The following is a 25,755-nucleotide window of genomic DNA, read 5'->3' as shown; positions in this document are numbered from 1 at the left end:
ATATTAGTATATTTGCGCTTCACCCGGCGCCTATGCGAATCCTTATCCCTATACTGCTGGCGGTTTTTTTGTGTACGAACACTTATGCGCAGTCATCCCCTGCGACACTGGACTCACTCGAAACCCGCTACCAGCAATGTCTTAGCGAAAGCCATACCATGTATGGCTGTGCACTTGACTATTACAAGCAGCTCGACAGCCTCCTGTATATCACGCTCCAACATCTATACAGCCATATAGACCCTTCCCGGCTGCAACAATTGCGGATAGAGCAGGGGACATGGGAAGAAAAAAAGTATGAATATTTTAAGAAGATAGATGAACGCGTAGAAAAAATGCACAAACGCACCATGCAGGGTCTGGACGATGCCATGATCTCCACCGACAATAAAGCCACATACCTGAAAGACAGGGTAGCAATACTACTTCATTTAGAGATTTTTTGATTTACGGATTTTGCGATTTTTCTTCAGCGCAAAATCTTTCTATCAAACAAAATCAAAAAATTCACAAATCAAAAAATCCCGAAATGATTAGAGTCTTTCCTGGTGCCGCAACCATCTCTCGGGCATTTCGTTGTTACTGGCCAGGAGGTAGTCGTTATAAGCGCATGGAACAAATTCCCTGTCTGGTAATTGCATCCACCAGCGGCCTGTTTTTTTGCTTTTCAGAAATACGGTTTCTATATCGGAGAAGGCTATATGAAACTCCCAGAAAGCATCACGGTCATCCAGCAGGGCTTCTTTATTTTTCACAGCCCGACCGTCCATAAAATACCACAGCATTTGTGAGATCTGTCTGGCGGTAAGTTGTTCTTTATCTTTTTCCGGGCGGTATCCGTAGATGCCGAAAGAAGTAAGCCGGCTGCTCATGCCTGCATAACGGGCCAGGGAGCAGGTTTCTTCGCCACTGAATCCATTCGGCGAAAGGTGGTTGGCCGGTGCATCCGTATGCCGGACAATATTGATATCCAGGCTAAACATATCTGAATGGCGCAACACGGGTTCTGCCTCTTCCATATTTTCGCGGATGCGGCCAAGGCGGAAACAATCAAAGCGTAATTTATCCAGTGTTTCCAGCATGCGTGGATGAACAAAATAACTTTGAAAACCAAGATGATTGTAGTGACGTAGATAGTTGGGCTGCTCTGTAAGCATATCCATTAAAAAGCGTTCACTGCGCAAGGGAGACTCTTCCTGCAAATCTATCAGGGCATCAGCTACGGTAGCTTCAATAATCAGTTGCTGCGACGCATAAGCCTTGTATTGCGCATAGGTGAGGTCGTGTGATCCTCCCAGGATAATGACGGTTTTGTTGGCTTGCAACAATTCTGCGATCACTGTTTTCATGGCAGCATAGGCATCTGCCAGGAAAGCGCCGGAGCGCAGATTACCAACGTCTGCGAGTTTAATATCCCGGTGCCAGTTGTAGAGTCTGAAAAATTCACGGCGGATGGCATCAGGGCCACCGGTATCCGTTTTACCGGAAGCACTACCTCTTTCTTCTCCAACGCCGAGTAATACAATATCAGCCGCATCCAGATCCGGTTGATGATGATCTTCATAAACATCAATGGTGCCTCCAACCTGGTAAGCATCATACTCCTGGTCGTCATTAAGAAATGCCTTGGAAACAGGTTGTAAAAAATCCTGCAAGTGCGAAAAATCGGCCATCACTTATTTGGGTTTATTTTGATGGCAAACGTACAACAAGAATTTAATAAAAAAAGCACAGCGAGACAGATAAGCAGCGGGCTAAAGCTCCTATAACGGGAATTGTGAATGCACGACTGTTAGTTCCTGTGAACAATAAACTCAAACGGTTTGTGCGTTTTACGTGAAATGGCCTTCTCCAGCACCGATCGTTTGCTGGTGATCCTGCTTCTGTTGCAATCTACTACTTCCATCACAGCGCAGAGGTAATCCATCGTTTCAATCAACGATAACATATCGCTGATCTGCCTGACGGCGGACTGGATTTGCTGCTCTGTGTACCGATCTTCATGTAGCAGGATTAGTAAATCTCTATCTACAGGTTTCATGAATAAAAAATTTGACTGTTCCCCGAAAATATTGTTTGGTCAGGTATTCATGGGATAATCCAAATAAAAGGATAAGGTTAATTGTTAGTTGTTTGTTAGTCTCTTTAGTTGTCAGTTGTCGCTGTATTACAGAAATTTGTTAGTGCATTCGTTTTTTATTCATGGTGGGACATCCGCAATCATTTTTCTTAAACACTTTACATCCTGTCACCAAACTTCCGCAAAGAAAAAAAATCACTATCCATTTCATTACTTTCATAATGTATATTATATCCGTTCTGAGAGTTTACCTTTTCTTAACAGTGCCCATTTGTAATTTAAGCTAAATTCGCAAAAAAAATCAAATTATTTGTCCACAATCCTGACACCCGCAAAAATTTTAATAGCGCCCCTGGATTGGGGCCTCGGACACGCCACCCGCGATATTCCCCTGATCCATGAAATGCTAAACGCAGGTTGCGAAGTATTTATTGCAGCAGAAGGTAAACACGCCGCACTGCTACAACAGGAATTTCCCCGGATCACCATATTACCACTGCCCGGATACCGCATCCAGTATGCACAGAAAGGGAAATTTTTCGGACTGAAGATCGTCCAACAAATTCCGAAAATCTATCTGTCTGTAAAAAACGAGCAACGTTGGCTGAAAAAAGTGGTCGATACACACAAAATCAATGCAGTCATCTCTGATAATCGCTTTGGCCTCTATCATAAAGATATTCCAACCGTTTTCATTACACACCAGCTACTTATCAAAACACCCTTTGGTGGCTGGATGGAACGCGCCCTGCAAAAAATAAATTATCGCTTTATCCGTAAATACGGCTCCTGCTGGATTCCTGATTTCGCAGGTGACAACAACCTCTCCGGTGAACTGGCACATCCTGCGGAGTTGCCGCCAAATACCACCTATATCGGCTGTCTCAGTCGCTTTGAGCCGCAACCATCCGTCACAAAAAAGTATGATCTGCTGGTGCTGATCTCCGGTCCGGAACCGCAACGCTCCAACCTGGAAACGCTGATCCTTGACCAGATTCGCACCCTGCCCATTACGGCACTGATCGTAAGTGGCAAACCTGGCTTACCGCAACATGAACAGATTACACCCGGCATAACACAAGTAAACCACCTCAATGCCAAAGAGTTAAACGACGCCATGCTGGCTTCTGACATGGTATTGAGCCGCTCCGGTTATACCACACTCATGGACCTCGCAAAACTAAATAAGAAAGCAATCCTCATTCCTACACCCGGTCAGTCGGAACAGGTTTATCTCGGTGAATACCTGATGGAAAAAGGATATTTTTATTCCATTGCTCAGGAAGACTTTGCGCTGCAACCAGCCCTGGACGCTGCTGCCGCCTTCCCCTTCCGCTCTTTCCACCATGAGGATATGGATCAGTATAAGGCGGTGGTGCAGCAATTCATAAAGCATTTGGACATTTAATTATGTAGAGAAAACGCGTTGTGCTATTAAACCAGCGCATATTTCTGCCCCCTCCCAGCCTCCCCCGAAGGGGGAGGAGAAAGAAGACGATGGCTTATTTTCGTCTTTGAGGTGGCAATTGCAAGTAGATAATATTATATCAGATGGTCACATAACGTACTCCCGTATTATCCGTAAAATGCTTGTAAATCGAAGATCAAAATAAACCCTCGTCTCCTATTCTCCTCCCCCTTCGGGGGAGGCTGGGAGGGGGCAATAAATACTAAATATTCTTCGTTTCGCTTCCCACATAGATCCTGTTGCCGGCAATACCTACAGGCCGTTTAAGAAAAGAATATTCCTGTAATATCAGGTCGCGGTAATCACTTTCTGTCAGTTGCTTTTCATGTAATCCCATGGGGCGGTATTGTTGCGACCTCCGGCTAAACAAGGCTTCATAGCTGCCTGCCAGTGCATGCATCTCCTCCAGTTGTGCCGGTGTGATCTTTTCTTTCTTGATGTCCTGCAAAATAAATCCCCGGTCTTTCGCCTTTATTTCTTCCAGGATTTTCTTACAGGTGCTACAGGTAGACAAATGATATATCTTATTCATATGCTTGTTTTTCAGTTTCAAAGTTACAGCGTGATGGTATATGGTAGTACTATCTTAATTTTGTGCATTTAAATTAATTCTTGTAGGTTTAGCAAATGCAAAAGAAATTATTTTTACTGGACGCTATGGCCCTGATTTACAGGGCTTATTACGCCCTGATCAGGAATCCCCGTGTTACCAGCACAGGGCGCAATACCAATGCGCAATTTGGCTTTACCACTACTTTACTGGATCTCATCAATAAAGAAAAACCCACTCACTTAGCCGTAGCATTTGATACGCATGCGCCTACTGAACGCCATACTACTTTCACCGATTATAAAGCCAACCGCCAGGATGCGCCGGAAGATCTGCTGGACGCCCTTCCTGATATAAAACGCATCATCGACGGGTTTAATATTCCGGTAGTGGAACTGGATGGTTATGAAGCGGATGATGTAATCGGCACCCTGGCCTGGCAGGCTGCTGACGCAGGTTACACCGTGTATATGGTTACCCCCGATAAAGATTACGGACAACTGGTAAGGGATAATATCTTCATTTACAAGCCGCCATACATGGGCAGCAAGGAAGAGATCATGGGGCCCAAAGAAGTATGTGAAAAATGGCAGATCAAAGATGTACACCAGGTAATTGATATTTTAGGATTGATGGGAGATGCGGTGGATAATATCCCCGGTATCGCCGGTGTTGGAGAAAAAACAGCCATGAAGCTCCTGGCGCAATACGGCACCCTCGAAAATGTACTGGCCAATGCGGATGCGATAGGCGGTAAAATGGGGGAGAAGATCAAAGCGGGTCACGACAACGCCATCCTTTCTAAAGAACTGGCTACCATCATCACAGATGTACCGGTAACCTTTCATGAGGAAAATTTCTGCCTCACTGAAATTCATAAGGAAAAGCTGACAGAGATCTTCACTGAACTGGAATTTAAAACCCTGGGTAAAAGAATCCTGGGCGATGGATTTACTTCCGGAAACACTGCCGCGCCCCAAACAAAAGTAGTACAAACAGACCTCTTCGGTAATACCACCGAAGAAGTGATTGTAATAGCAGAAACAGTGGAGGTGGCCACCTTCATGGCACCGGAAAAAAATATCGGCAATACCCCGCATAACTATATACTGATTGATACCCCCGAAAAAAGAGCGGACCTGCTGTCGCAACTATTGCAACAGCAAGAAGTTTCTTTCGACACAGAAACCACGGGAACCGATGCCAACGAAGCAGATATAGTAGGCATGAGCTTTTCCTTTATAAAAGGAGAAGCCTACTACATTCCTTTGCCGGCAGCACATGAAGCCGCCCGCGCTATCATGCACGAATTCAAACCACTTTTTGAAAGTGAAACCATCACCCTCATCGGACAGAATATCAAATATGATATGCTGGTTCTCAAGTGGTATGGCATTGATGTTACCACCACCGTATTTGATACGATGCTGGCCCATTACCTGTTGGAGCCGGAAGGCCGCCGCAGCATGGACGCACTGAGCGCCCAGTTCCTTGGATACGAACCCGTATCCATTGAATCGCTCATCGGGAAAAAAGGGAAAGGCCAGGGCACTATGCGGGATGTGGAAATTGAAAAGATCAAAGAATATGCGGCGGAAGATGCAGACATCACCCTGCAACTGAAAGAAACCTTTGCCCCCATGCTTCCCGAAAAGAAAGTGGACAAAGTATTCTACGAAATAGAAAATCCGCTTGTAAGCGTACTCACAGATATGGAGTTTGAAGGTATCGCTATCGATACCCTTGCACTGGCAGACTATTCCCGCGAACTGGAAACAGAAATAAAACGCGCCGAAGAAAGTGTATATGAACAAGCTGGTGTAAGATTCAAACTGGCCTCCCCCAAACAACTGGGCGAAGTATTGTTTGAAAAATTACAACTGGACCCGAAAGCAAAAAAAACACGTACCGGCCAATATGCTACCGGTGAAGATGTGCTACAGAAGCTGGCGCACAAGCATCAGATCGTAGAAGACATCCTCATTTTCCGCGAGCTGAGTAAGCTCAAATCCACCTACGTAGATGCGTTGCCGTTAATGCAGAATAAACGCACCGGCCGCATACACACATCCTACAATCAGGCGGTGGCGGTAACGGGTCGTTTAAGCTCCAACAATCCTAATTTACAGAACATTCCTATCCGTACGGACAGGGGCCGGGAAGTGCGCAAAGCCTTCGTTCCGCGCAACGAGGAATTTGTGCTGCTATCGGCAGATTACTCACAGATTGAGTTGCGGATCATTGCCGCCATCAGCGAAGACAAGCACATGATGGAAGCCTTTCAACAGGGCATAGATATCCATGCTGCTACGGCTGCCAAAGTGTATAATGTAGAACTGGACGCAGTTACCCCGGAAATGCGCCGCAATTCCAAAAGTGTGAACTTCGGTATCATCTACGGCGTGAGTGCATTTGGTTTGTCCGAAAACCTCAGCATTCCCCGCAGCGAAGCCAAAATGCTGATAGACAATTACTTCGCGCAGTATCCATCCATTAAACAATACATGGAGAACCAGATTAAATTTGCACAGGTTAACGGCTACGTACAAACGATATTGGGCAGAAAACGCTGGTTAAAAGATATCAACTCCTCCAATGCCGTTGTGCGCGGATACGCAGAAAGGAACGCCATCAATATGCCGATCCAGGGTACAGCTGCCGATATGATCAAACTGGCCATGATTGCGGTTCACAAGGAATTTAAACAGCGCAATCTCCGCTCCCGCATGCTCCTGCAGGTGCATGATGAGTTGGTTTTTGATGCACATCGCTCAGAATTGGAAATAATTAAACCCCTTATAATAGACTGTATGCGTAATGCCCTCCCGTTGTCCGTTCCGGTAGAGGCGGAAATGGGAACAGGCAATAACTGGCTCGAAGCACATTAGCAAAGCATTACAAATTAAGGATTACGGAATAGTGAGGAGATTTTTACCAGGAGAGATTCATTTACATCTCCCCATACCTCCGTAATCCTTAATTTGTAATTCTTTTCACTTCCCTCTCTTGTATTTCCCAAAACTGTTTACTAGTTTCAAACATGATCCAAACACCTCGACTACACTTATTGCCTTGCTCCCTGGAGCACTTTGAATCGCTGTTACAAGGCAATGACATACTGGCCGACCTGCTTGGAATTACCGTTCCGGAAGGCTGGACAGAGTACCCGGAAATGGTACTAGTTGCTTATGATAAATTGCGCAATAACCCCTCCCTGTTCGGGTGGTTCTTTTACCTGGTTATTCACCGGGAAGATAAACGCCTGATCGGTGCTGGTGGCTTCAAAGGAAAGCCTAATCACCAGGGGGTGGTTGAAATGGGTTATGAAATATCATACGACTACCGCGAAAAGGGCCTTGGCTCCGAAATGGCACTGGGACTCATCCGGTTTGCCTTCGGTCATTCCTATGTACAAAAGGTAATTGCACATACGGAAGAAGAATACAATGCTTCGGTAAAAATATTACAAAAAGCAGGAATGCGTTTTGTAGGCACCGTCAAAAATAAAGAGAATGAAGACCTCTGGGAATGGGAAATTACCAGGGAACATTATAACGAAAGATAACCAACACCAGCGGCTGTAGCAAGCTCCGTTCATCCATCTTATCTTGGGAAGAATATCTCCTTTCCCTTACATTTGGCACTTGTTTTTAAAACTTATTATAATACACTCATGAAGAAATGGATGATGTGTGCAGCCATGCTATGCAGTACAGCAGCGTTTGCACAAAACAGTACCAATGTGGAGGGTAGTAGCTACCAGTTTACCGTTTTAAAAAATCTTGATGCCGGTGATGTAGAAAACCAGGGGCGTACCGGCACATGCTGGTCTTTCTCAGGTCTTTCTTTTTTCGAATCTGAAGTACTCCGTAATGGCAAAGCCAAAGGACTGAACCTCAGTGAGATGTTCGTTGTACGCAAAATGTATCCGCTGAAAGCCGACAACTACGTGCGGATGCATGGTAAGGCCAACTTCGGCGAAGGTGGCGGCTTCCCGGATGATCTGTTGTGCCTGCGCGAATACGGCCTGGTACCACAAAGTGTATATGATGGCAATAAAGGTAAAATGTATAACCATGCTGAAATGGAAACACTCCTGGAAGGCATGGCCAAAAGTATCGGCAACGCATCAGGCACCATTAATCCCGACTGGAAGAAAGCATTCAACGGTGTACTGAATGCCTACATGGGCGAAGCACCGGAACAATTCCAATACAACGGAAAGTCCTATACGCCACAGTCTTTTGCAAAAGAACTGGGCCTCAATGCCGACGATTATGTACTCATTTCTTCCTTTACGCACCACCCGTACAATTCACAGTTCGTACTGGAAGTGCCGGACAACTGGAACTGGGAAAAAGTATACAACGTTACCCTGGAAGACTTCACCAGCATCGCTGAAAACGCTGTCATGAATGGCTATACCCTCGCATGGGCAGCTGATGTAAGTGAAAAAGGCTTCAATTTCAAAGAAGGACTGGCCATCGTTCCGGATAAAGACTGGGAAGATATGTCTGCAGAAGAAAGAAAAAACATCTTCCTGCAACCAGGCAAAGAAAAAGCGATCACCGCGGAAGTCCGTCAGCACGCTTTCGATAACTTCGAAACACAGGACGATCACGGTATGCACATTGTAGGGCTGGTGAAAGATCAGAACGGCAACAAATACTTCCGGGTTAAAAACTCCTGGGGTACTCCCAATTACGGACAAGGCTACTTCTATGCTTCCGAACCTTACTTTGCTTACAAAACCACCTGCTTCATGGTAAATAAAAAAGGGTTACCGGCAGCTATCGCAAAGAAACTGGGCATCAAATAAGGCGCAATAACGCTGTTAAAAAAGGCAGACTGCTGGCAGTCTGCCTTTTTTAACACATATAAAATATATTTGCCTATGTCAACAAATATTAGTTGATATCGGCAAGCATCTCCCTTAAAAATCAAACCAGTAAAAGCTGTTAATGTTTTCCCTCTTGTCGTTGGGCATAGGAATAGTTCCCTAACCTGAATTTAACAGGTACGCCTGTATGTTTTTGCAGGCCCCATTCCTGTTTACAGAAAAAACCGAAGCACTGGTTGTAATAAGTGTTGGGTGCAAGCAGGTAAACGGGGTAATCCGGCCGGGGAGGAGCAGGAACGGGAGCTGTAATATGCGTGGTTGTTTTAACTGCCGGCAACAGCTTCACCGGCTTCAATGAAAAATTTTGCGCCCTGAGTCCGGGCAGGGCTAATCCCATACAACACAATATGATCAACCATCTCTTTCTCATAAAAAATACTTTATCAGGATATTTCCTCAAAGCTGCCAAGACCTTCGCGGATCAGCTCCGGTACCGGACCGGTACAATCCACTACCGTGGAAAATGCCATGCCGCCGGGGCCACCATCCACAACAATGTCTACCAGCTTGCCAAACTTCTCATAAATAATTTCCGGGTCCGTATATTCTTCCACGTAGTCTTCTATAGGCAGGGTAGTACTCATTAACGGGTTACCCAGTTCCTGTACAATCGTTCTGCAAATATTATTATCAGGCACCCTGATCCCTACGGTATCTTTCTTCGTTTTCAACAATTTGGGTACCAGCCTGCTGGCAGGAAGAATAAATGTATAAGGGCCGGGAAGCGCCTTTTTCAGCATCCTGAAAACCGGTGTATCCACGCTTTTGGCGTAATCCGATAAATGGCTCAGGTCATAACAGATAAATGAAAAATGCGCCTTCCTCGGATCTACCTGTTTAATACGCGCAATGCGCTCAATCGCTTTGTGCTGCGTAATATCACAACCAAGACCATATACGGTGTCAGTTGGATAAATGATGATCCCACCATCCTTCAAACATTCAACGATCGTTTTCAAATGACGCGGATTCGGGTTATCGGGATGTACGTTTAACAACATAAATAAATAATTACGGATTGCAGATGAAAGCACTACCCTGACATACTGCTCTCCTGTAAATTTACCAAATAATCCCCTCACAACATGGTAATTCTCAATTCGGAATTCGGAATTCACAAATATCTTCCTACCTTTCAGCCCGATTTTTCTAAACCTACGCGGATGAGTTTAAAAGGCATTGTTCCCAGAACGTGGAGGAGATTAAAGAGAGTATTACTGGTTTTATTTGTTGCACAATTCGTTTATATCATCCTGCTGAAATGGGTAAACCCACCTATTACAATTACCATGATATCCAGCTGGGTAAGCCTGTGGGGAACGGATAGTAAATTTCATAAAACATGGGTAAGCTACGATGAGATATCTCAGCACGCCAAACTGGCCGTGATAGCCAGCGAAGACCAGCTCTTCCCTGATCATGATGGATTTGATTATAAGTCTATCGAAAAGGCCATGAAACACAATCAGAAAAGTAAAAAAATAAGAGGCGCCAGCACGATCAGTCAGCAGGTGGCCAAGAACGTATTCCTGTGGCAGGGCCGCAGCTGGATACGTAAAGGACTGGAAGTGTATTTTACTTTTATGATCGAAAAAATCTGGGGGAAGCAACGGATACTGGAAATGTACCTGAACGTTGCACAAACCGGTGATGGCATTTTTGGTATTGAAGCTGCGGCGCAAGCCTACTATAATAAAAGTGCGGCCAGTCTGAACCGGGAAGAATCCGCCATGATAGCCGCTTGTCTTCCTAATCCTGTAAAATATACCGTCAATCCGCCGGCAAAGATCACCGCTTACCGTCAGCGGAGAATACTGATCCAGATGCGTAACCTGTCGCCCGACCGGGATATTATGGAGCTGGTAACCGGTAGAAAATAACGGCTAATTTTCCAACAGCTGCTGTACCGCCGCTATGGCAAGGGTTTCGCGCTGTTCATAGCCACCGCGTATATCCGTCCAGGTTACACCGGATTGCATCACGATATCCCTGTAAACATTATAAAAATAAGTACGCATTTCGGGGTCGGGATACTCGCGTTGCGGGTCCTCTTCCCAGGGAAGATCGATGTAAGTAAGCAGGTAATGGTCGCAACGTTGCTGCGCAATCTGATCCAATATCCGTGCATCACAATCGCCATACTTATGCTCACTCCATACTTTTATCACATACAGATCCGTATCGCAAATCAGGAGCTTATTGGCTTTGGCGGCCTGTTCCCGTTCCAGTTGTAATTGCCCGGTAGCTATTTCCAGCAGGTCGTGCTGTTCATAGGGCCGTGGTAACCGGTCAATATATGCCCGCGCATATTCCGGCGTCCACACCGTATTGAAATGTGTGGACAGCTTTTCACTCAGGGTGCTTTTGCCCGTTGATTCAGGGCCGATAACGACTACTTTTTTCATGAATGGGAAATTTCTTCCTGCTGCACTGTTTTCCTCCAACTGATAAATCCGAATATGGCAATGATAAATAAAAAGATGGTAAGAAAGGCGGTAAGATATAAGTGCTTGTAAAAAAGCAGCGGCACGGCTACAAAGTTGGAAATGTTGAGTAGTATCCAGTTTTCCAGCTTGCGTTTTGCCAGCAACCACATGCCACTACAGGCCACCGCAGAAATAAAGGCATCCATTACCGGTACATTGGAATCAGAAAAATTGACCAGCAACAGATAAAAAATACCCCAGCCAGCAACGGCAATAATAACCGCTGTTAATAATTCCGTTTTTGTACTGCGCGTAATTTTTATGGGGGTCTTTTGCGGTCCCTTCTTTGCCCAGTACAACCAGCCATACACGCTCATTACCAGGTAGTAGGCGTTGAGCGTAGCATCTGCATACAACTTGAAATGTTCTCTGGACAAGAGATACGTATAAATACCCGTACTGATAATACCAGTAGGGTATACCAGGATATTATTTTTTTTCTGAAAGATAACAGACAAGACTGCAAACAATACCGCCACTGCTTCCAGCCCTGTCATTTCGTGCAGCCCCTGCAAAAGCCCTTCGGATATCTCGTTCATGAACCAGGATTAAAGGATGTTGGATTTTTTGGATGAATCTGGCAGATCAGCAATATACCAGGATTAATGAATTTTTTCTCCAATTAATGCACCCGAAACATCCCAGAAGTTCTGACTTGTACCAGCAGGTTTACCTTGCGGAATAGCCACTTTAATGGTGTGTATACCGGGTGTAATATCAGGTAGTGAGATGATAACCGGAGAAGTAAGCGTGCCAGGGCACCAATTGGAGCGGCTCAGGTCCGATGAGGACAGGCCATTGCCAAAGTTGCCCGAAGCCGGATTTGACAGGCGATACGTGGCGCAATCGGTACGCCAGGGTATGAAGTGATACGCCCGTTTCCCATCTACAAAAATTTCGTTCTGTTTCGGGTTAAATTCATCACCGCCGCCCCAGCCTCCATGACCGGTGGTGATATAGCGCAACTGTATGTTCTTAATTCCTTCCGGAATGTTGACCGTAACGGATAATGAATCCCGATCGAAGAGGGTAGGGTATTCCTGTCCGGCCATTTCCATCAGGTTAGTGGTGTTGAATACGGGATAAACCCAGTCGGGTGCGGAGTGGTTCTCATCTTCCCTGTCTCCCGGATAATATTTGAAGCTAAGACTTACTTTATGTCCGCCCTTATCATAGTTGCCGATGTATACGCCCAGCCACACTTCGCCCTGGAGGCGGCTTTGCAGTTCGGTAATATCTTGTTTATAGATAACGGAATCCGCCCATTTATATCCCTGGATCTTTACCTGCTCATTAAAATGGCGCACGCCAAAAGGTGTAAAAAACCGCAGGATCTCCAGCGCAGGCAGATAGTTTTCTGTGGCTACCATTCCCTGGTAGCTTTTACCGTTTTTAGCGGTAAATAACGGCAACGCACCTACGCCCTTCTGCAACCCATCGAGGAAAGAGGTGGCCTTATCTGCCGGGATCATAAACACTGAGCCCGTTCTGTCGTAAGCATCCCCGTTGGAATATTGTATCAGCTCTGCAAACATGGTGGTGTCTTTTCCCGTTTCAGGGAGTTTCACCTTTTTAAGGATCACGGTACCGCCGGCGTAATGATAGGTTTGATTGAGCTGTTCGCCCGCAGGATTCGTGATGGGATTGCCCCAGCTGATCTGTTCCTGGTTAAAGACAGGCACAGTACTGTAACGGCTGTCTATCACCTGCCGCATGTAGGCGGCATCATCCACTTGTTGTCCAAGATTGGTGGGCCATGCCAGCTCCTTGTCGGTTATTTTGCGATACGTTATCTTCCTGGCGATGGTTTCGCTGTTACCATTGCGTACAATCCTGAGTACAAGGCCAAGCCCCGGAGCGATGGTGATATTGGGTGTTCCTTTCAGTTGCAGCGCGTTGGTATACCATACTTCGATGGTGTTGGAGCGTATGAACAGTTTTGCTTTTTTACATACATACCCCAGGATGGTAGCCGTATCCGGCAGCAGTTCGGCCGAAGTATATTCCGCAAAGGGCTTCCTGAGCGTATATATGTCCCCGTTAGGAGTGCCAAGTACCTGGTAAGTGGCGGCTTCTCCCAAATGCAGGTATTGTTGTTCTTTTTGTTTTGTTCCTCCCGCAACAATATGTGCGCGGTTGTGGTCAATAATGAGTTGCAGTCCGTTGCCGGAAACTTCCTTTCCGTTGCTGAGGTAACCATAGGTGATAATGGCGGCGGCACTATCTATCTGTTTCTTTTTCTGCGCCAGTACTGGCATGGTGGCCATTATCAGGCCCGTCGTCCAAACAAAAAATCCTTTCATCTCTCTTTTATTAAACAATAAAAAAGCACAGCCACTAAGACTGTGCTTTCATTTAACACTATCATTCACTCAACTATGGCTTATTCTGCTTCTGCCACTACTTCCTTCACTTCCGGGATCATACGCTTCATCATGCCTTCAATACCGGCTTTCAACGTAATCATGGAAGAGGGGCATCCTGAGCAGGAACCCTGTAACATCAGTGTCACCGTACCGTCACTGTAATCTTTGAACTGAATGGCGCCGCCATCCATTTCTACAGCAGGTTTCACATAATTTTCCAGTAATTCCTTAATTCTTACAACCACATCACTGTCATCTGCACTCACTGTGTTGCTGGCAGTATCTTTCGTTACTACCACTTCGTCTTCATTGATCACAGGGCGGCTATCCTCCAGGTATTCCTTTAAAAAGGCTTTTACTGTAGGAATTATATCATTCCAGTCTGTTTCATTGGTTTTAGTAAGCGTAATAAAGTTAGCCATAATAAATACTCCCCTGATGAAAGGGAAGCTAAACAGCTCCATAGCTAAAGGAGACGGTTTTGCGCTGGCTTCGTCCGGAAAATCAATGCTTTTACCAGGATACAGGAGTTTGTTTGCCACAAACTTCATTGTTTCCGGGTTAGGCGTCATTTCTGTATATATGCTGATGATCGGATTTCCTGTTTTAATCATTTTATCCTAATTTACTTTACAAAGGTAGCATTTTTCGGGCATAATTTCAGGACGCCTTTAGCTAATCCCATCGAATTTGACAATATCGTTATAGGTAGAAATAATACCCCTGCTGCTACGCATCGTCTCTCCTCCAATTAAACTTTTAGACTATGTTACTGAAAGAATTATCCCCTAAAATTGAAACGGCGCTGAACCAGCAGGTAGAAATGGAAGCCGCCTCTTCCCAATACTACCTTGCAATGGCCTCCTGGTCTGAAGTACAGGGATACAACGGTATCGCCCAGTTCCTTTACCGCCATTCGGACGAAGAAAGGGCGCACATGCTGAAACTGCTGAAATTTATCAACGAGCGGGGCGGGCACGGACTGGTTCCTGCCCTGAAACAGCCTACTGTCAAGTTTAAAAACATACAAGCCATTTTTGAACAGGTGTTTAGTCATGAATTACTGGTTTCAAAAGAAATCAATAACCTGGTAGACATGTGCCTGAGCGAAAAAGATTACGCCACCCATAACTTTTTACAATGGTATGTAACAGAACAGATTGAGGAAGAACGCATGGCACGGCATATTCTCGATAAACTGAAACTGATAGGGGAAGATAAAGGCGGCCTTTATATTTTTGACCGGGATCTCGCCACCCTGAACACAACCGATAAACATTAACACATTATTACAAATCAGCATTTCTTATTTGCTCGCTACTGGTTACTTTTGCATTACATATGCAGACAATAAAAACGCTTAAAGCCCGCAAAAGGATCGCTCTCATTGCACATGACCATAAAAAGGCTGAACTCATTGAGTGGGCCATTTATAACAAAACTGTGCTGAGCCGCCACGAACTGTATGCTACCGGAACGACCGGCAAGCTTATAGAAGAGGCGCTGGACGTATCCGTAAGAAAGCTGTTGAGCGGCCCCCTGGGCGGCGATCAGCAAATCGGTGCCCTCATAGCAGAAGGCGCCCTGGATGTCATCATTTTCTTCTGGGACCCCATGGAAGCATTGCCGCATGACCCCGACATCAAAGCACTGCTGCGGCTGGGTGTAGTATGGAACATTCCGATTGCCTGCAACCGTGCATCCGCAGACTTTCTGCTTACCTCTCCGCTCATGCACCAGGACTATGAAGTGATCTTGCCGGATTATTCCCAATACACACAAAGGAAATTATAGCCGGTAACCGGTCAGCTGCATACGCCTCAGGAATTTTCCGTACTTTAAATAAAAGCTTCGGGAATGAGATTTGTTTTCACCCTTTTATCAACCGCCGCCATTGTCATCGCGGGTTTATCCGCTGTTGCCCAGACAACAGACAGCAGCAAAGCTACCCGCGACGCTATTACCAATACACAACTGGTAAATACAACCCGGCTGTTACGGGAAAGCGACTCTCTTCTGAAGGCCGATGCCGCTGAAAAAGCCGCCCTGCAGGAACAGCTCCTGCAGCTGAAAAACAACAACGATCAGCACAAGCAAGCCTTACTGCAAAAACTGGCCGGATTTGAACAAACAGATTCGCTCAAAAACATCACCCGCCGCCAGCGCATCAATGAGCTGAAAGCCGTTACCATCGGCATTCCTGTAACACCTTTTGGCGACACCCTTTTCAGTGTTTACAACAAACTGGGGCCCCTGCAACCCAGCGAGCGGGCAGAAAATACCATCCGGAAAATACAACAACTGGAAAAAGACCCTTTCTTTTCTCCCGACTCATTACTGGTAGTACCCAATGAAAACAATGTGGACGTTATCTACAACGACCTCATCTTGCTAACTGTAACCGACGATGATGCACTGTGGCTGGAACTGGATAAAAACCAGGTAGCCGCCAATTATGCAACCATTATCAGAAAAACGATCCTGCAACAAAAAGAACAAAACAGCCTGCAATATATCCTGATCCGCATAGCCTGGCTGGCATTGATCCTGGTGATATTCGGCATCATCGTATACTTCATCAACCGCCTTTTCAAACGCCTGCGCATCAGGCTCGTCAAGCATAAAGACCGCTACTTCAAAGGCGTAAAGGTGAAAGAATATCCGTTGCTCAACCAGCAAAAGCAACTGGGTATTGCTTACAGCATTCTCCGGGTTGCCCGCATCGTACTGATCCTGTTTATCTTTTACATTACACTCCCTTTTATATTCAGCATCTTTCCCTGGACAAAAGGCATTGCTGATAAACTCATTAACTGGACGCTGTCACCCATCAAATCCATGCTGTTGGGATTGCTGCATTATCTCCCTAAATTATTGACCATACTCGTTATTTATATCATTACCAGATACCTGGTAAAACTGGTTAACTACCTGGCTGCGGAAGTAGCCGTCGGTAACCTGACACTCAATGGCTTTTATCCCGACTGGGCAAAGCCCACAGCCAGCGGGATCAAGTTCCTGTTATATGCATTCATGTTTGTAGTGATCTATCCTTATCTCCCCGGATCAGATACCAAAATATTCCAGGGGGTGTCTGTTTTTGTAGGTATCCTGTTTTCATTGGGTTCATCTTCGGCCATTTCCAATGTGGTGGCTGGTTTCGTCATTACATATATGCGCCCTTTTAAAATCGGTGACATGGTCAGGATAGGAGAGATTACCGGAGAAGTGATCGAAAAAACATTGCTCGTAACCCGGTTGCGTACCCTCAAAAATGAAGAGATCACCGTACCCAATGCAAGTATTCTCAACGGTCACACCATCAATTTTACCTCCTCCAGTAAAGACCTTGGACTGGTACTGCATACCACGGTAACCATTGGTTATGATGTACCCTGGAAACAGGTACACGAATTACTGATCAGCGCGGCCCTCGCAGCGGAAGGTGTGCTTAAAGACAGGAAACCGTTTGTACTTCAAACCAGTCTTGATGACTTCGCCGTGGCTTACGAAATCAATGCCTATACAGATCAGTCGCTGTTGATGCCACAAATTTATTCCTCCCTGCACCAGCAGATCCAGGACCATTTCAATGCCGCCGGAATAGAAATTATGTCGCCCCACTACTATGCCCACCGCGATGGTGGCGCTACTACCATTCCACCGGATCATCTGCCGGGAGATTATAATGCACCTCCTTTCCGGGTAAAAGTGGAAAAGGAATAATCATCCTATCACCATAAGAATCACATAATTGTGTAGAAACAGACCTGCTTTTGCTATTTTCGCATCTTACGGTTTAAAGTAAGGCAGATGTTGAAGCAATTTTTAGCAGGCGTGGTCCTATGGATAATTATGACGCAACAGGCATGGGCACAGATGCCGCCCAAACGCGAACTTCGGGCGGTGTGGATAGCCACTGTGGGCAACATTGACTGGCCATCGGGACGCGGGCTGAGTACGGAGCAACAAAAACAGGAATTCATTGCAATCCTCAACCAGCAGCAACGTAATGGCATGAATGCCATGATAGTACAGGTTCGCCCGGCAACCGATGCCTTTTATGCATCGCCGTATGAGCCGTGGTCGGAATACCTGACCGGTGTACAGGGACAAGCCCCCAATCCTTACTATGATCCGCTTGAGTTCATGATAACCGAAACGCATAAACGTGGTATGGAGTTTCACGCCTGGTTCAATCCTTATCGTGCCGCCATGAATGCCAGCCGCAATAATGTGGTAGCCAATCATATTACCCGCCTGAAACCACAGTGGTTCGTTACTTACGACAACAAAAAATATTTCGATCCGGGTATCCCGGAAGTACGCAATTATGTAACCACGGTAATCCGCGACGTGGTTAAACGGTACGACATAGATGCCGTGCATTTCGATGATTATTTCTACCCTTACCGCCTTCCCGGTAAAGAGTTTCCTGACAACAGCTCCTACCGGCTTTATGGCAACGGGGTGATGAAAGATGACTGGCGCCGGTCCAATGTAGACGCCATTATACAGATGCTCAGTGTGGCGATCAAAGCAGAAAAGCCCTGGGTAAAATTTGGCATCAGCCCGTTTGGTGTGTGGCGCGACAGGGCCAAAGACCCCGAAGGCTCCTATACCAGGGGTGGCATGACCAACTACGACGATCTTTTTGCCGATGTATTGAAATGGTTAAAAAATGGCTGGATAGACTATGTAGCACCGCAATTATACTGGGAGCGCGGTCACCGGCTGGCGGATTACGAAGTACTGCTGAACTGGTGGAGCCAGCACGGCTATGGCCGGCATATATACATAGGCCATGGCGTATACCGCCTTGGCAGTAATGCCGCCTGGAAAAACCCCCGTGAACTGCCTACACAGATAGAAGAAGCACGCACCCTGAATACCATACAGGGAAGTGTTTTTTATAGTGCTAAATCATTCAGTGGAAATCCGCTGGGGATAGAAGACACCCTGCGCAATCACCTCTTTAAATTCCCGGCGTTACGCCCCACCATGGCCTGGTTGCCCAATATGGCACCGGAACCACCCTATTTTATTGATGCTTTTGAAAGACCCGGCGGGTTGGAAATTCACTGGGCTGATGATGATACCAGTGGTCACACCATGCAATATGTGCTGTATCGTTTCGAGCAAAACGAGCCGGTGAACATAAACGACCCGAGAAAGATAATCGGTATCCTGCCACAGGCTTCCGATCCTGAATTTAAAGACGCCACTTATGTGAGGGGTAAAACCTATACTTACGTGGTTACGGCGCTGGACCGGATGCAAAATGAAAGTCATGTTGGCGAGCCCTTACGCATGGAGTTAAGAGGAGGGAAGCCGTTCTTTATTTTTGAACCATAAAAGCGGCCTGTCACCCCGGAATACCAGGGCAAAATACCGGGTATTCCGGGGACAAAAATCTCCCCTTCTCATCTCACAAAAAGCGACCGCTGCCTTTTTTTCTTGTCTAACTGTGCTGGCCTGACCTGGTATAGCTTACAGCCACCCTCTCCCTGATTTTTTGATCCGGGAGGTCGTTTTGGGCCATTCATTTTTTCAATTTTTCTAACGAAAGAAACGTATTTTTTCAATTTTTCTAAATTTTACACCCTTTACAAATGTTTATATAAAAAATACCGCGTTCCTTTAGTATCTTTAAACCGTTCCCGAATAATATCGTACACCACTATCGGCACAAGTCGGAAGAGCGTGTGTGCCAAAGCAAAAAATCTAAACCAATGGATGAAGTGAAAATGCAAGGTTTATACCGTCCGGAATTTGAACATGACGCCTGCGGAACAGGTTTTACAGCCCATATTAAGGGTCGTAAATCCCACCATATTATACGTGATGCATTAACCATGTTGGAAAACATGGAACACCGCGGAGCTTGCGGTTGTGAGCAGAATACGGGTGATGGGGCAGGGATCCTGTTTCAAACGCCGCACGAATTCTTTTATGACGAATGCCTGAAAATAGGTATCCGTCTGCCTGAATTCGGAAAATACGGTGTAGGTATGATCTTCTTTCCGAAAGAACCTCGCTGGCGCGAAGAATGCCGTGAAATTCTGCAAAGAAGTGCAGAGAAACTGGGCCTGGAAATTCTGGGCTATCGTAAAGTACCGGTGCGTCCGGATGGTATTGGCGAAACCGCCTTATCAGTAGAACCGGAAATTGAACAGGTATTTATTGCCTGTCCTTATCATATCAGTGATCCGGAAGTTTTTGAGCGCAAATTGTTTGTGCTCCGCAATTACGTTTCTAAAACAGTCCGCAATACAGTGCCTAAAGAAAAGTCACTGTTTTACATTGCCTCCCTGTCATATAAAACGATTGTATATAAAGGTCAGCTGACAACCTACCAGGTACGTCATTATTATACTGACCTGAGTGATGAGAAGATGGTATCTGCCTTCGCCCTCATCCACTCCCGTTTTGCAACCAATACTTTCCCCAGCTGGAGACTAGCGCATCCGTACCGTTACATTGCGCACAACGGCGAAATCAATACGCTCAAAGGTAACCTCAACTGGCTCCGCGCCAGCGAAAGAGACTTTGTGTCTAAATATTTCAGCCAGGAAGAAATGGAAATGCTGCTTCCCATTGTGGAAGAAGGACAATCCGACTCCGCCAGCCTGGATAATGTGATCGAACTGCTTACCATGACAGGCCGCTCCCTGCCGCACGTAATGATGATGCTGGTACCGGAAGCATGGGATGGTAATGAACACATGGGTGAAGAAAAGAAAGCATTCTACGAATATCATGCTTCCCTCATGGAACCATGGGATGGACCTGCTTCTATCTCTTTCACAGACGGAAAGATCATCGGCGCCACGCTCGACCGTAATGGTCTGCGTCCCAGCCGCTTTGTCGTAACAAAAGATGATCGCGTTATCATGGCTTCTGAAGCCGGTGTATTACCGATCGATCCTAAAAATATCAAAGAAAAAGGCCGCCTGCAACCCGGTAAAATGTTTATTGTAGACATGGACCAGGGTCGCATCATTGGTGATGAAGAGCTGAAACAACAGATCTGCTCCCAGAAACCTTACGGCGAATGGCTGAATAAATACAAGATCCGCCTGGAAGAACTGTCTGAACCAAGAGTAACCTTTACTCACCTAGAACACGAACAGATCTTTAAATACCAGCGCGCATTTGGCTACAGTACGGAAGACCTGGATCACATCATCGCCCCGATGGCTATTGATGGTAAAGAACCGATCGGCTCCATGGGTACCGATACGCCACTGGCAGCATTAAGCAACCAGCCGCAACACCTCTGCAACTATTTCAAACAGCTGTTTGCACAGGTAACCAACCCGCCTATCGATCCTATCAGGGAAAGACTGGTGATGTCGCTGGCCACCTTTGTGGGCAACAATGGCAACCTGCTGGATGAAGATCCGCTGCACTGCCATGGTCTGGCCCTGCGTCATCCAATCCTGAGCAATCATGAACTGGAAAAAGTACGTAGTATTGATACCGGTTTATTCCAGGCTAAAACATTACATACCTATTTCAAGGCAGACGGAAAACCCGGCTCCCTCGAAAAAGGGCTTGCCCGTCTTTGCCGCTATGCGGTAGATGCGGTGGAAGATGGTTTTGAAGTGATTATCCTTTCCGACCGCGCCATCGACTCCGAGCACGCCGCTATCCCTTCTATCCTGGCTGCTTCAGCAGTACACCACCACCTGATCCGCAAGGGCCATCGTGGTTCTGTAGGACTGATAGTAGAAGCCGGCGATGTATGGGAAGTACATCACTTTGCCTGCCTGCTGGGCTTTGGCGTAACCGCCATCAACCCATACCTGGCGCTCAGCACCATCCGTGATATGAAGCTGAACGGCAAGCTGGATACTGCACTCGATGTAGACAAACTGAAGAAAAATTATATCAAGGCAATCTGCGACGGACTGCTGAAAGTATTCTCCAAGATGGGTATCTCTACCCTGCAATCCTATCAGGGTGCGCAGATCTTTGAAATACTGGGTATCAGTCAGCAGGTGGTTGACAAATATTTCACCGGTGCCGTTTCCCGTATACAGGGACTCACAACAGATGATATTGCCCGCGAAACACTGGCAAAACACTGGATGGGCTACGGTCGTAAAGAAACACCTGTACAACGTCTGACAGAAGGCGGTGTGTATCAGTGGAAACGTAAAGGGGAATTCCATCTCTTTAATCCCAATACTATCCATCTGTTGCAACTTTCTACCAGAACAGGAGATTACAGCGTTTTCAAAAAGTATTCAAAAGCGGTCAACGACCAGAGCGAAAAAGCCGCTACCCTGCGTAGCCTGTTTTCGTTCAAGCGTAACCGTGCCGCTATATCCATAGAAGAAGTAGAACCAGCTACCAGCATCTTCAAGCGTTTTGCTACCGGTGCCATGAGCTTTGGATCTATTTCACACGAGGCGCACTCCACACTGGCAATCGCCATGAACCGCATCGGTGCCAAAAGCAATACCGGTGAGGGAGGAGAAGATGAACTGCGTTACCAGGAATTACCTGGCGGCGACTCTATGCGCTCCGCCATCAAACAGGTAGCCAGCGCCCGTTTCGGGGTTACCAGCTACTACCTGACCAATGCAGACGAACTACAGATTAAAATGGCCCAGGGTGCTAAACCCGGTGAAGGCGGACAACTGCCCGGTCATAAAGTGGACGACTGGATCGCGAAAGTAAGACACGCTACTCCTGGTGTTGGGCTTATTTCACCACCACCGCACCATGATATTTATTCTATTGAAGATCTGGCGCAGCTCATTTATGACCTGAAAAATGCCAACCGTGCCGCACGTATCAGCGTAAAACTGGTATCCAAAGCAGGGGTAGGCACTATCGCCGCGGGTGTTGCCAAAGCAAAAGCCGATGTGATCCTGGTTTCAGGCCACGATGGCGGTACCGGCGCTTCTCCCGAAAGTTCTATCAAACACGCAGGATTGCCCTGGGAACTGGGTCTGGCTGAAACACATCAGACACTGGTAAAAAACAAACTCCGTAGCAGGGTAGTAGTGCAAACAGATGGTCAGCTGAAAACTGGTCGTGACATTGCCATTGCCACTTTGCTGGGTGCAGAGGAATGGGGTGTAGCTACTGCTGCACTGATTGTGGAAGGTTGTATCATGATGCGTAAGTGTCATGTAAATACCTGCCCCGTAGGTGTAGCCACACAGGACCCCGAACTGCGCAAACGCTTCACCGGCGATCCGCAACACGTTGTAAACCTGTTCACCTACCTCGTGGAAGAACTCCGCGAAATCATGGCTGACCTGGGTTTCCGTACAATCAATGAAATGGTGGGACAAGTAGAATGCCTCCAGATGCGTGAAAATATCACTCACTGGAAAACGCAGAAACTCGACCTGTCACCTATATTATTTAAAGAACCTGCTGCCCCTGAAACCGGCCTGTACAAACAGGAAGAACAGGATCATGGCATCAGCGAAGTGATCGACTGGCAGCTGTTAAAAGCAGCACAGCCGGCGCTCGAAAAGAAAGCAAGGGTATACCAGCAGTTCCCGATAAAGAATACCGACCGTACCGTTGGCACTATCCTTTCCAATGAAATATCCAAACGCTACAAGAGCGAAGGATTACCGGAAGATACCCTGCACTTCAAATTTACCGGTTCCGCCGGTCAGAGCTTTGGTGCTTTTTCTACCAAAGGTCTTACACTGGAATTGGAAGGAGAAGCGAATGACTACTTCGGTAAAGGATTGTCTGGTTCCAAACTGATCCTGTATCCACACGGAGAAGCAGGATTTAAGGCAGAGGAAAATATCATAGCAGGCAACGTATGTTTCTATGGCGCCACTTCAGGTGAGGCATATATCCGTGGTAAAGCAGGCGAACGCTTCTGCGTACGTAATTCCGGCGCTACTGTTGTAGCGGAAGGAGTAGGCGATCACGGATGTGAATATATGACAGGTGGTAAAGCAGTTATCATCGGTGAAACCGGCCGTAACTTCGGCGCCGGAATGAGCGGTGGTATTGCTTATGTATATGATGTAAAAGGTACTTTCGCCAGTAACTGCAACCGGGATATGATTGATCTGGACCCTATGGACCAGGGAGACGTAACCATCCTGCAGGATCTGATCACTAAACATCACGCCTATACGAATAGTACGGTGGCGAAGTTTATTCTGAAAGACTGGGAAAATCAATTACGTCACTTTGTGAAAGTATTCCCGAAAGAATACAAGGCAGTGTTGAAGTCAGGAAGAGTGCTGGAAGAAAAGATCGGCCGTTAAGGCAGCAAACAATTAACATTCATCATCAAAATATCCCTTGCAGGTAAGGGACTGTGGAGGAAATTTATGGGTAAACCTACAGGATTCCTGGAATTTACACGCGAGCAGCCCGGGAAAGCGGATCCACGGGAAAGGGTAAGCCACTATAACGAGTTTATAGACCGCTTCCCTGATAACAAACTGAATCAACAGGCAGCCCGCTGCATGAATTGCGGCGTACCCTTTTGCCACAGCGGATGCCCGCTCGGTAACGTGATACCAGAATTTAATGACGCCGTATACCGCCAGGATTGGAAAAATGCATACGAAATCCTTACTTCTACCAATAACTTTCCTGAGTTCACCGGACGTATTTGTCCGGCTCCCTGTGAAAGTGCATGCGTGCTGGGCATCAATCAGCCGCCGGTAACGATTGAGGAAATCGAAAAACATATTATTGAAATTGCTTTCGATAAAGGATTGGTACAAGCCAAAGCGCCCCGTATGCGCAGCGGCAAAAAAGTAGCCGTAGTTGGCTCCGGTCCTGCCGGACTGGCTGCTGCTGCACAGCTCAACTATGCCGGTCACCAGGTAACCGTGTTTGAACGCGATGATAAACCAGGCGGACTTCTTCGCTATGGTATCCCCGATTTCAAACTGGAAAAATGGACCATCGACCGCAGGGTGAAACTGATGGAAGAAGAAGGAGTCGTATTTCAGTGTAATACCAACATAGGCGTTGACGTTAGTGCCAACGACCTGCTCAGGGAATACAATGCCATCGTGCTGGCGGGTGGGTCTACCATTCCCCGCGACCTGGGCATCACCGGCCGTGAGCTGAAAGGTGTACACTATGCCATGGACTTCCTCAAACAGCAAAATAAAAGGGTTGCTAATCTTCCTGTGGAAGGAAATGATATCTTTGCTACCGGCAAAAACGTAGTAGTAATAGGTGGAGGTGATACCGGCTCCGATTGCGTTGGTACCAGCAACCGTCATGGCGCTACCAGCATCATGCAACTGGAACTGTTGCCAAAACCTCCGGGAGAACGTAACGAATTCATGCCCTGGCCTACTTATCCCATGATATTAAAAACATCGTCTTCTCATGAAGAAGGTGCTGATCGTCAATGGGCTATTGCAACCAAAGCATTTATCGGTGACGATAACGGCCACCTGAAGGCGCTACGCCTGGTAGACCTGCAATGGACTTCCAGCGAGGGCAGACCCGCTAAGTTTACAGAAGTGCCCGGATCTGAAAGAGATGTACCCTGCGAACTGGCTTTATTAGCCATGGGCTTTGTACATCCGCAGCACACCGGCATGCTGGATCAGCTGGAAGTGGAACAAGATGACCGTGGCAACGTAAAAGCAACAGAAAAAGAATACCTGACATCTATACCAAAAGTATTTGCTGCCGGCGATATGCGCCGCGGACAATCGCTGGTGGTATGGGCTATAAGTGAAGGCCGCGAGTGCGCAAGAAAAGTGGACGAATTCCTCATGGGCAGCTCCCAACTGGAAAGTAAAGATCATTCACTACAGGCAATGGCATTATAATAATTGGCTTTTAGCCACTTTAAAATATCAGCTAAACACTGGAAATTTTTCTCATAAGCAGGTTTAGATTTTGTTGTAACCTTCAGCCGGGCCGGGTTTTTACCCGG

At 46.6% G+C, this 25,755-nt stretch carries 21 protein-coding genes; 12 read left to right on the top strand and 9 right to left on the bottom strand.

The annotated features are described in order from the left end of the window. Positions 1-32 precede the first annotated feature (32 nt). Positions 33-446, top strand: a complete 414-nt coding sequence (locus ABQ275_RS24030; protein WP_349315686.1) for a hypothetical protein — start codon at positions 33-35, stop codon at positions 444-446. 87 nt (positions 447-533) lie between these two features. On the opposite strand, the gene ABQ275_RS24025 is transcribed toward ABQ275_RS24030, so the two are convergent. Next, a complete protein-coding gene (locus tag ABQ275_RS24025; protein WP_349315685.1) occupies positions 534-1,673 on the bottom strand; it encodes a formimidoylglutamase in 1,140 nt (379 codons plus the stop codon). 119 nt (positions 1,674-1,792) lie between these two features. Then, on the bottom strand, positions 1,793-2,041 hold the full coding sequence (locus ABQ275_RS24020) for a hypothetical protein (RefSeq protein WP_349315684.1): 249 nt from the start codon (positions 2,039-2,041) through the stop codon (positions 1,793-1,795). Positions 2,042-2,390: 349 nt separating this feature from the next. Between ABQ275_RS24020 and ABQ275_RS24015 the strand changes: the two genes are divergently transcribed. Then, positions 2,391-3,488, top strand: coding sequence for a glycosyltransferase (locus ABQ275_RS24015; RefSeq protein WP_349315683.1), 1,098 nt, complete (start codon positions 2,391-2,393; stop codon positions 3,486-3,488). Between the two features lie 262 nt (positions 3,489-3,750). On the opposite strand, the gene ABQ275_RS24010 is transcribed toward ABQ275_RS24015, so the two are convergent. Next, entirely contained in the window at positions 3,751-4,080 is a 330-nt protein-coding gene (locus ABQ275_RS24010) for an ArsC/Spx/MgsR family protein (RefSeq protein ID WP_349315682.1), read from the bottom strand. Between the two features lie 95 nt (positions 4,081-4,175). Here ABQ275_RS24010 and polA point away from each other — a divergent pair, with 95 nt between their 5' ends. The 3 genes from polA to ABQ275_RS23995 all read left to right on the top strand — a co-directional run bounded on the left by polA (position 4,176) and on the right by ABQ275_RS23995 (position 8,917). Beyond that, a complete protein-coding gene (gene polA / locus ABQ275_RS24005; protein ID WP_349315681.1) occupies positions 4,176-6,986 on the top strand; it encodes a DNA polymerase I in 2,811 nt (936 codons plus the stop codon). A gap of 152 nt (positions 6,987-7,138) precedes the next feature. After that, on the top strand, positions 7,139-7,663 hold the full coding sequence (locus ABQ275_RS24000) for a GNAT family N-acetyltransferase (RefSeq protein WP_349315680.1): 525 nt from the start codon (positions 7,139-7,141) through the stop codon (positions 7,661-7,663). Between the two features lie 108 nt (positions 7,664-7,771). Further along, the gene (locus tag ABQ275_RS23995; protein WP_349315679.1) at positions 7,772-8,917 is read left to right on the top strand and encodes a C1 family peptidase; all 1,146 of its coding nucleotides are present in this window, start codon (positions 7,772-7,774) and stop codon (positions 8,915-8,917) included. Between the two features lie 139 nt (positions 8,918-9,056). Here ABQ275_RS23995 and ABQ275_RS23990 read toward each other — a convergent pair whose 3' ends face one another. Together ABQ275_RS23990 and ABQ275_RS23985 are read right to left on the bottom strand one after the other, a co-directional pair. Continuing rightward, complete coding sequence (locus ABQ275_RS23990; protein WP_349315678.1) at positions 9,057-9,368, bottom strand: hypothetical protein; 312 nt, start codon at positions 9,366-9,368, stop codon at positions 9,057-9,059. Positions 9,369-9,381: 13 nt separating this feature from the next. Beyond that, a complete protein-coding gene (locus ABQ275_RS23985) occupies positions 9,382-9,999 on the bottom strand; it encodes an L-threonylcarbamoyladenylate synthase (RefSeq protein ID WP_349315677.1) in 618 nt (205 codons plus the stop codon). Between the two features lie 162 nt (positions 10,000-10,161). Between ABQ275_RS23985 and mtgA the strand changes: the two genes are divergently transcribed. Beyond that, positions 10,162-10,878 carry a monofunctional biosynthetic peptidoglycan transglycosylase gene (gene mtgA / locus ABQ275_RS23980; RefSeq protein WP_349315676.1) on the top strand — a complete coding sequence of 239 codons (717 nt, stop codon included), beginning with the start codon at positions 10,162-10,164 and terminating at the stop codon, positions 10,876-10,878. A gap of 3 nt (positions 10,879-10,881) precedes the next feature. Here mtgA and ABQ275_RS23975 read toward each other — a convergent pair whose 3' ends face one another. From ABQ275_RS23975 to ABQ275_RS23960, 4 genes are all read right to left on the bottom strand, one after another. After that, positions 10,882-11,403 carry an ATP-binding protein gene (locus tag ABQ275_RS23975; RefSeq protein ID WP_349315675.1) on the bottom strand — a complete coding sequence of 174 codons (522 nt, stop codon included), beginning with the start codon at positions 11,401-11,403 and terminating at the stop codon, positions 10,882-10,884. Further along, positions 11,400-12,023 carry a nicotinamide riboside transporter PnuC gene (pnuC, locus tag ABQ275_RS23970; RefSeq protein WP_349315674.1) on the bottom strand — a complete coding sequence of 208 codons (624 nt, stop codon included), beginning with the start codon at positions 12,021-12,023 and terminating at the stop codon, positions 11,400-11,402. Before pnuC ends, ABQ275_RS23975 begins: the two co-directional genes overlap by 4 nt. A gap of 63 nt (positions 12,024-12,086) precedes the next feature. Beyond that, on the bottom strand, positions 12,087-13,787 hold the full coding sequence (locus ABQ275_RS23965) for a PNGase F N-terminal domain-containing protein (protein WP_349315673.1): 1,701 nt from the start codon (positions 13,785-13,787) through the stop codon (positions 12,087-12,089). An 80-nt stretch (positions 13,788-13,867) separates the two neighbouring features. Beyond that, a complete protein-coding gene (locus ABQ275_RS23960) occupies positions 13,868-14,464 on the bottom strand; it encodes a NifU family protein (RefSeq protein WP_349315672.1) in 597 nt (198 codons plus the stop codon). Positions 14,465-14,616: 152 nt separating this feature from the next. On the opposite strand from ABQ275_RS23960, the gene ABQ275_RS23955 reads away from it, so the two are divergent. The 6 genes from ABQ275_RS23955 (at position 14,617) to ABQ275_RS23930 (ending at position 25,648) form a co-directional block, all read left to right on the top strand. Further along, positions 14,617-15,132, top strand: coding sequence for a ferritin (locus ABQ275_RS23955; protein ID WP_349315671.1), 516 nt, complete (start codon positions 14,617-14,619; stop codon positions 15,130-15,132). A gap of 59 nt (positions 15,133-15,191) precedes the next feature. Then, positions 15,192-15,644: a methylglyoxal synthase gene (locus ABQ275_RS23950; RefSeq protein WP_349315670.1), complete on the top strand. Its 453-nt coding sequence runs from the start codon at positions 15,192-15,194 to the stop codon at positions 15,642-15,644. Between the two features lie 63 nt (positions 15,645-15,707). Continuing rightward, a complete protein-coding gene (locus tag ABQ275_RS23945) occupies positions 15,708-17,576 on the top strand; it encodes a mechanosensitive ion channel family protein (protein WP_349315669.1) in 1,869 nt (622 codons plus the stop codon). A gap of 87 nt (positions 17,577-17,663) precedes the next feature. Continuing rightward, positions 17,664-19,205, top strand: coding sequence for a family 10 glycosylhydrolase (locus ABQ275_RS23940; RefSeq protein ID WP_349315668.1), 1,542 nt, complete (start codon positions 17,664-17,666; stop codon positions 19,203-19,205). A gap of 377 nt (positions 19,206-19,582) precedes the next feature. After that, positions 19,583-24,109 (top strand): glutamate synthase large subunit, encoded by a 4,527-nt coding sequence (gltB, locus tag ABQ275_RS23935; protein ID WP_349315667.1) that lies wholly within the window; start codon positions 19,583-19,585, stop codon positions 24,107-24,109. A 66-nt stretch (positions 24,110-24,175) separates the two neighbouring features. Next, positions 24,176-25,648 (top strand): glutamate synthase subunit beta, encoded by a 1,473-nt coding sequence (locus tag ABQ275_RS23930; RefSeq protein ID WP_349315666.1) that lies wholly within the window; start codon positions 24,176-24,178, stop codon positions 25,646-25,648. Positions 25,649-25,755: the final 107 nt, after the last annotated feature.

This window comes from Chitinophaga sp. MM2321 (genome assembly GCF_964033635.1).
In the GTDB taxonomy this organism is placed as follows: domain Bacteria; phylum Bacteroidota; class Bacteroidia; order Chitinophagales; family Chitinophagaceae; genus Chitinophaga.
Note: the sequence above shows the minus strand (reverse complement) of the source record. Positions and strands in the feature narration are given on the sequence as shown.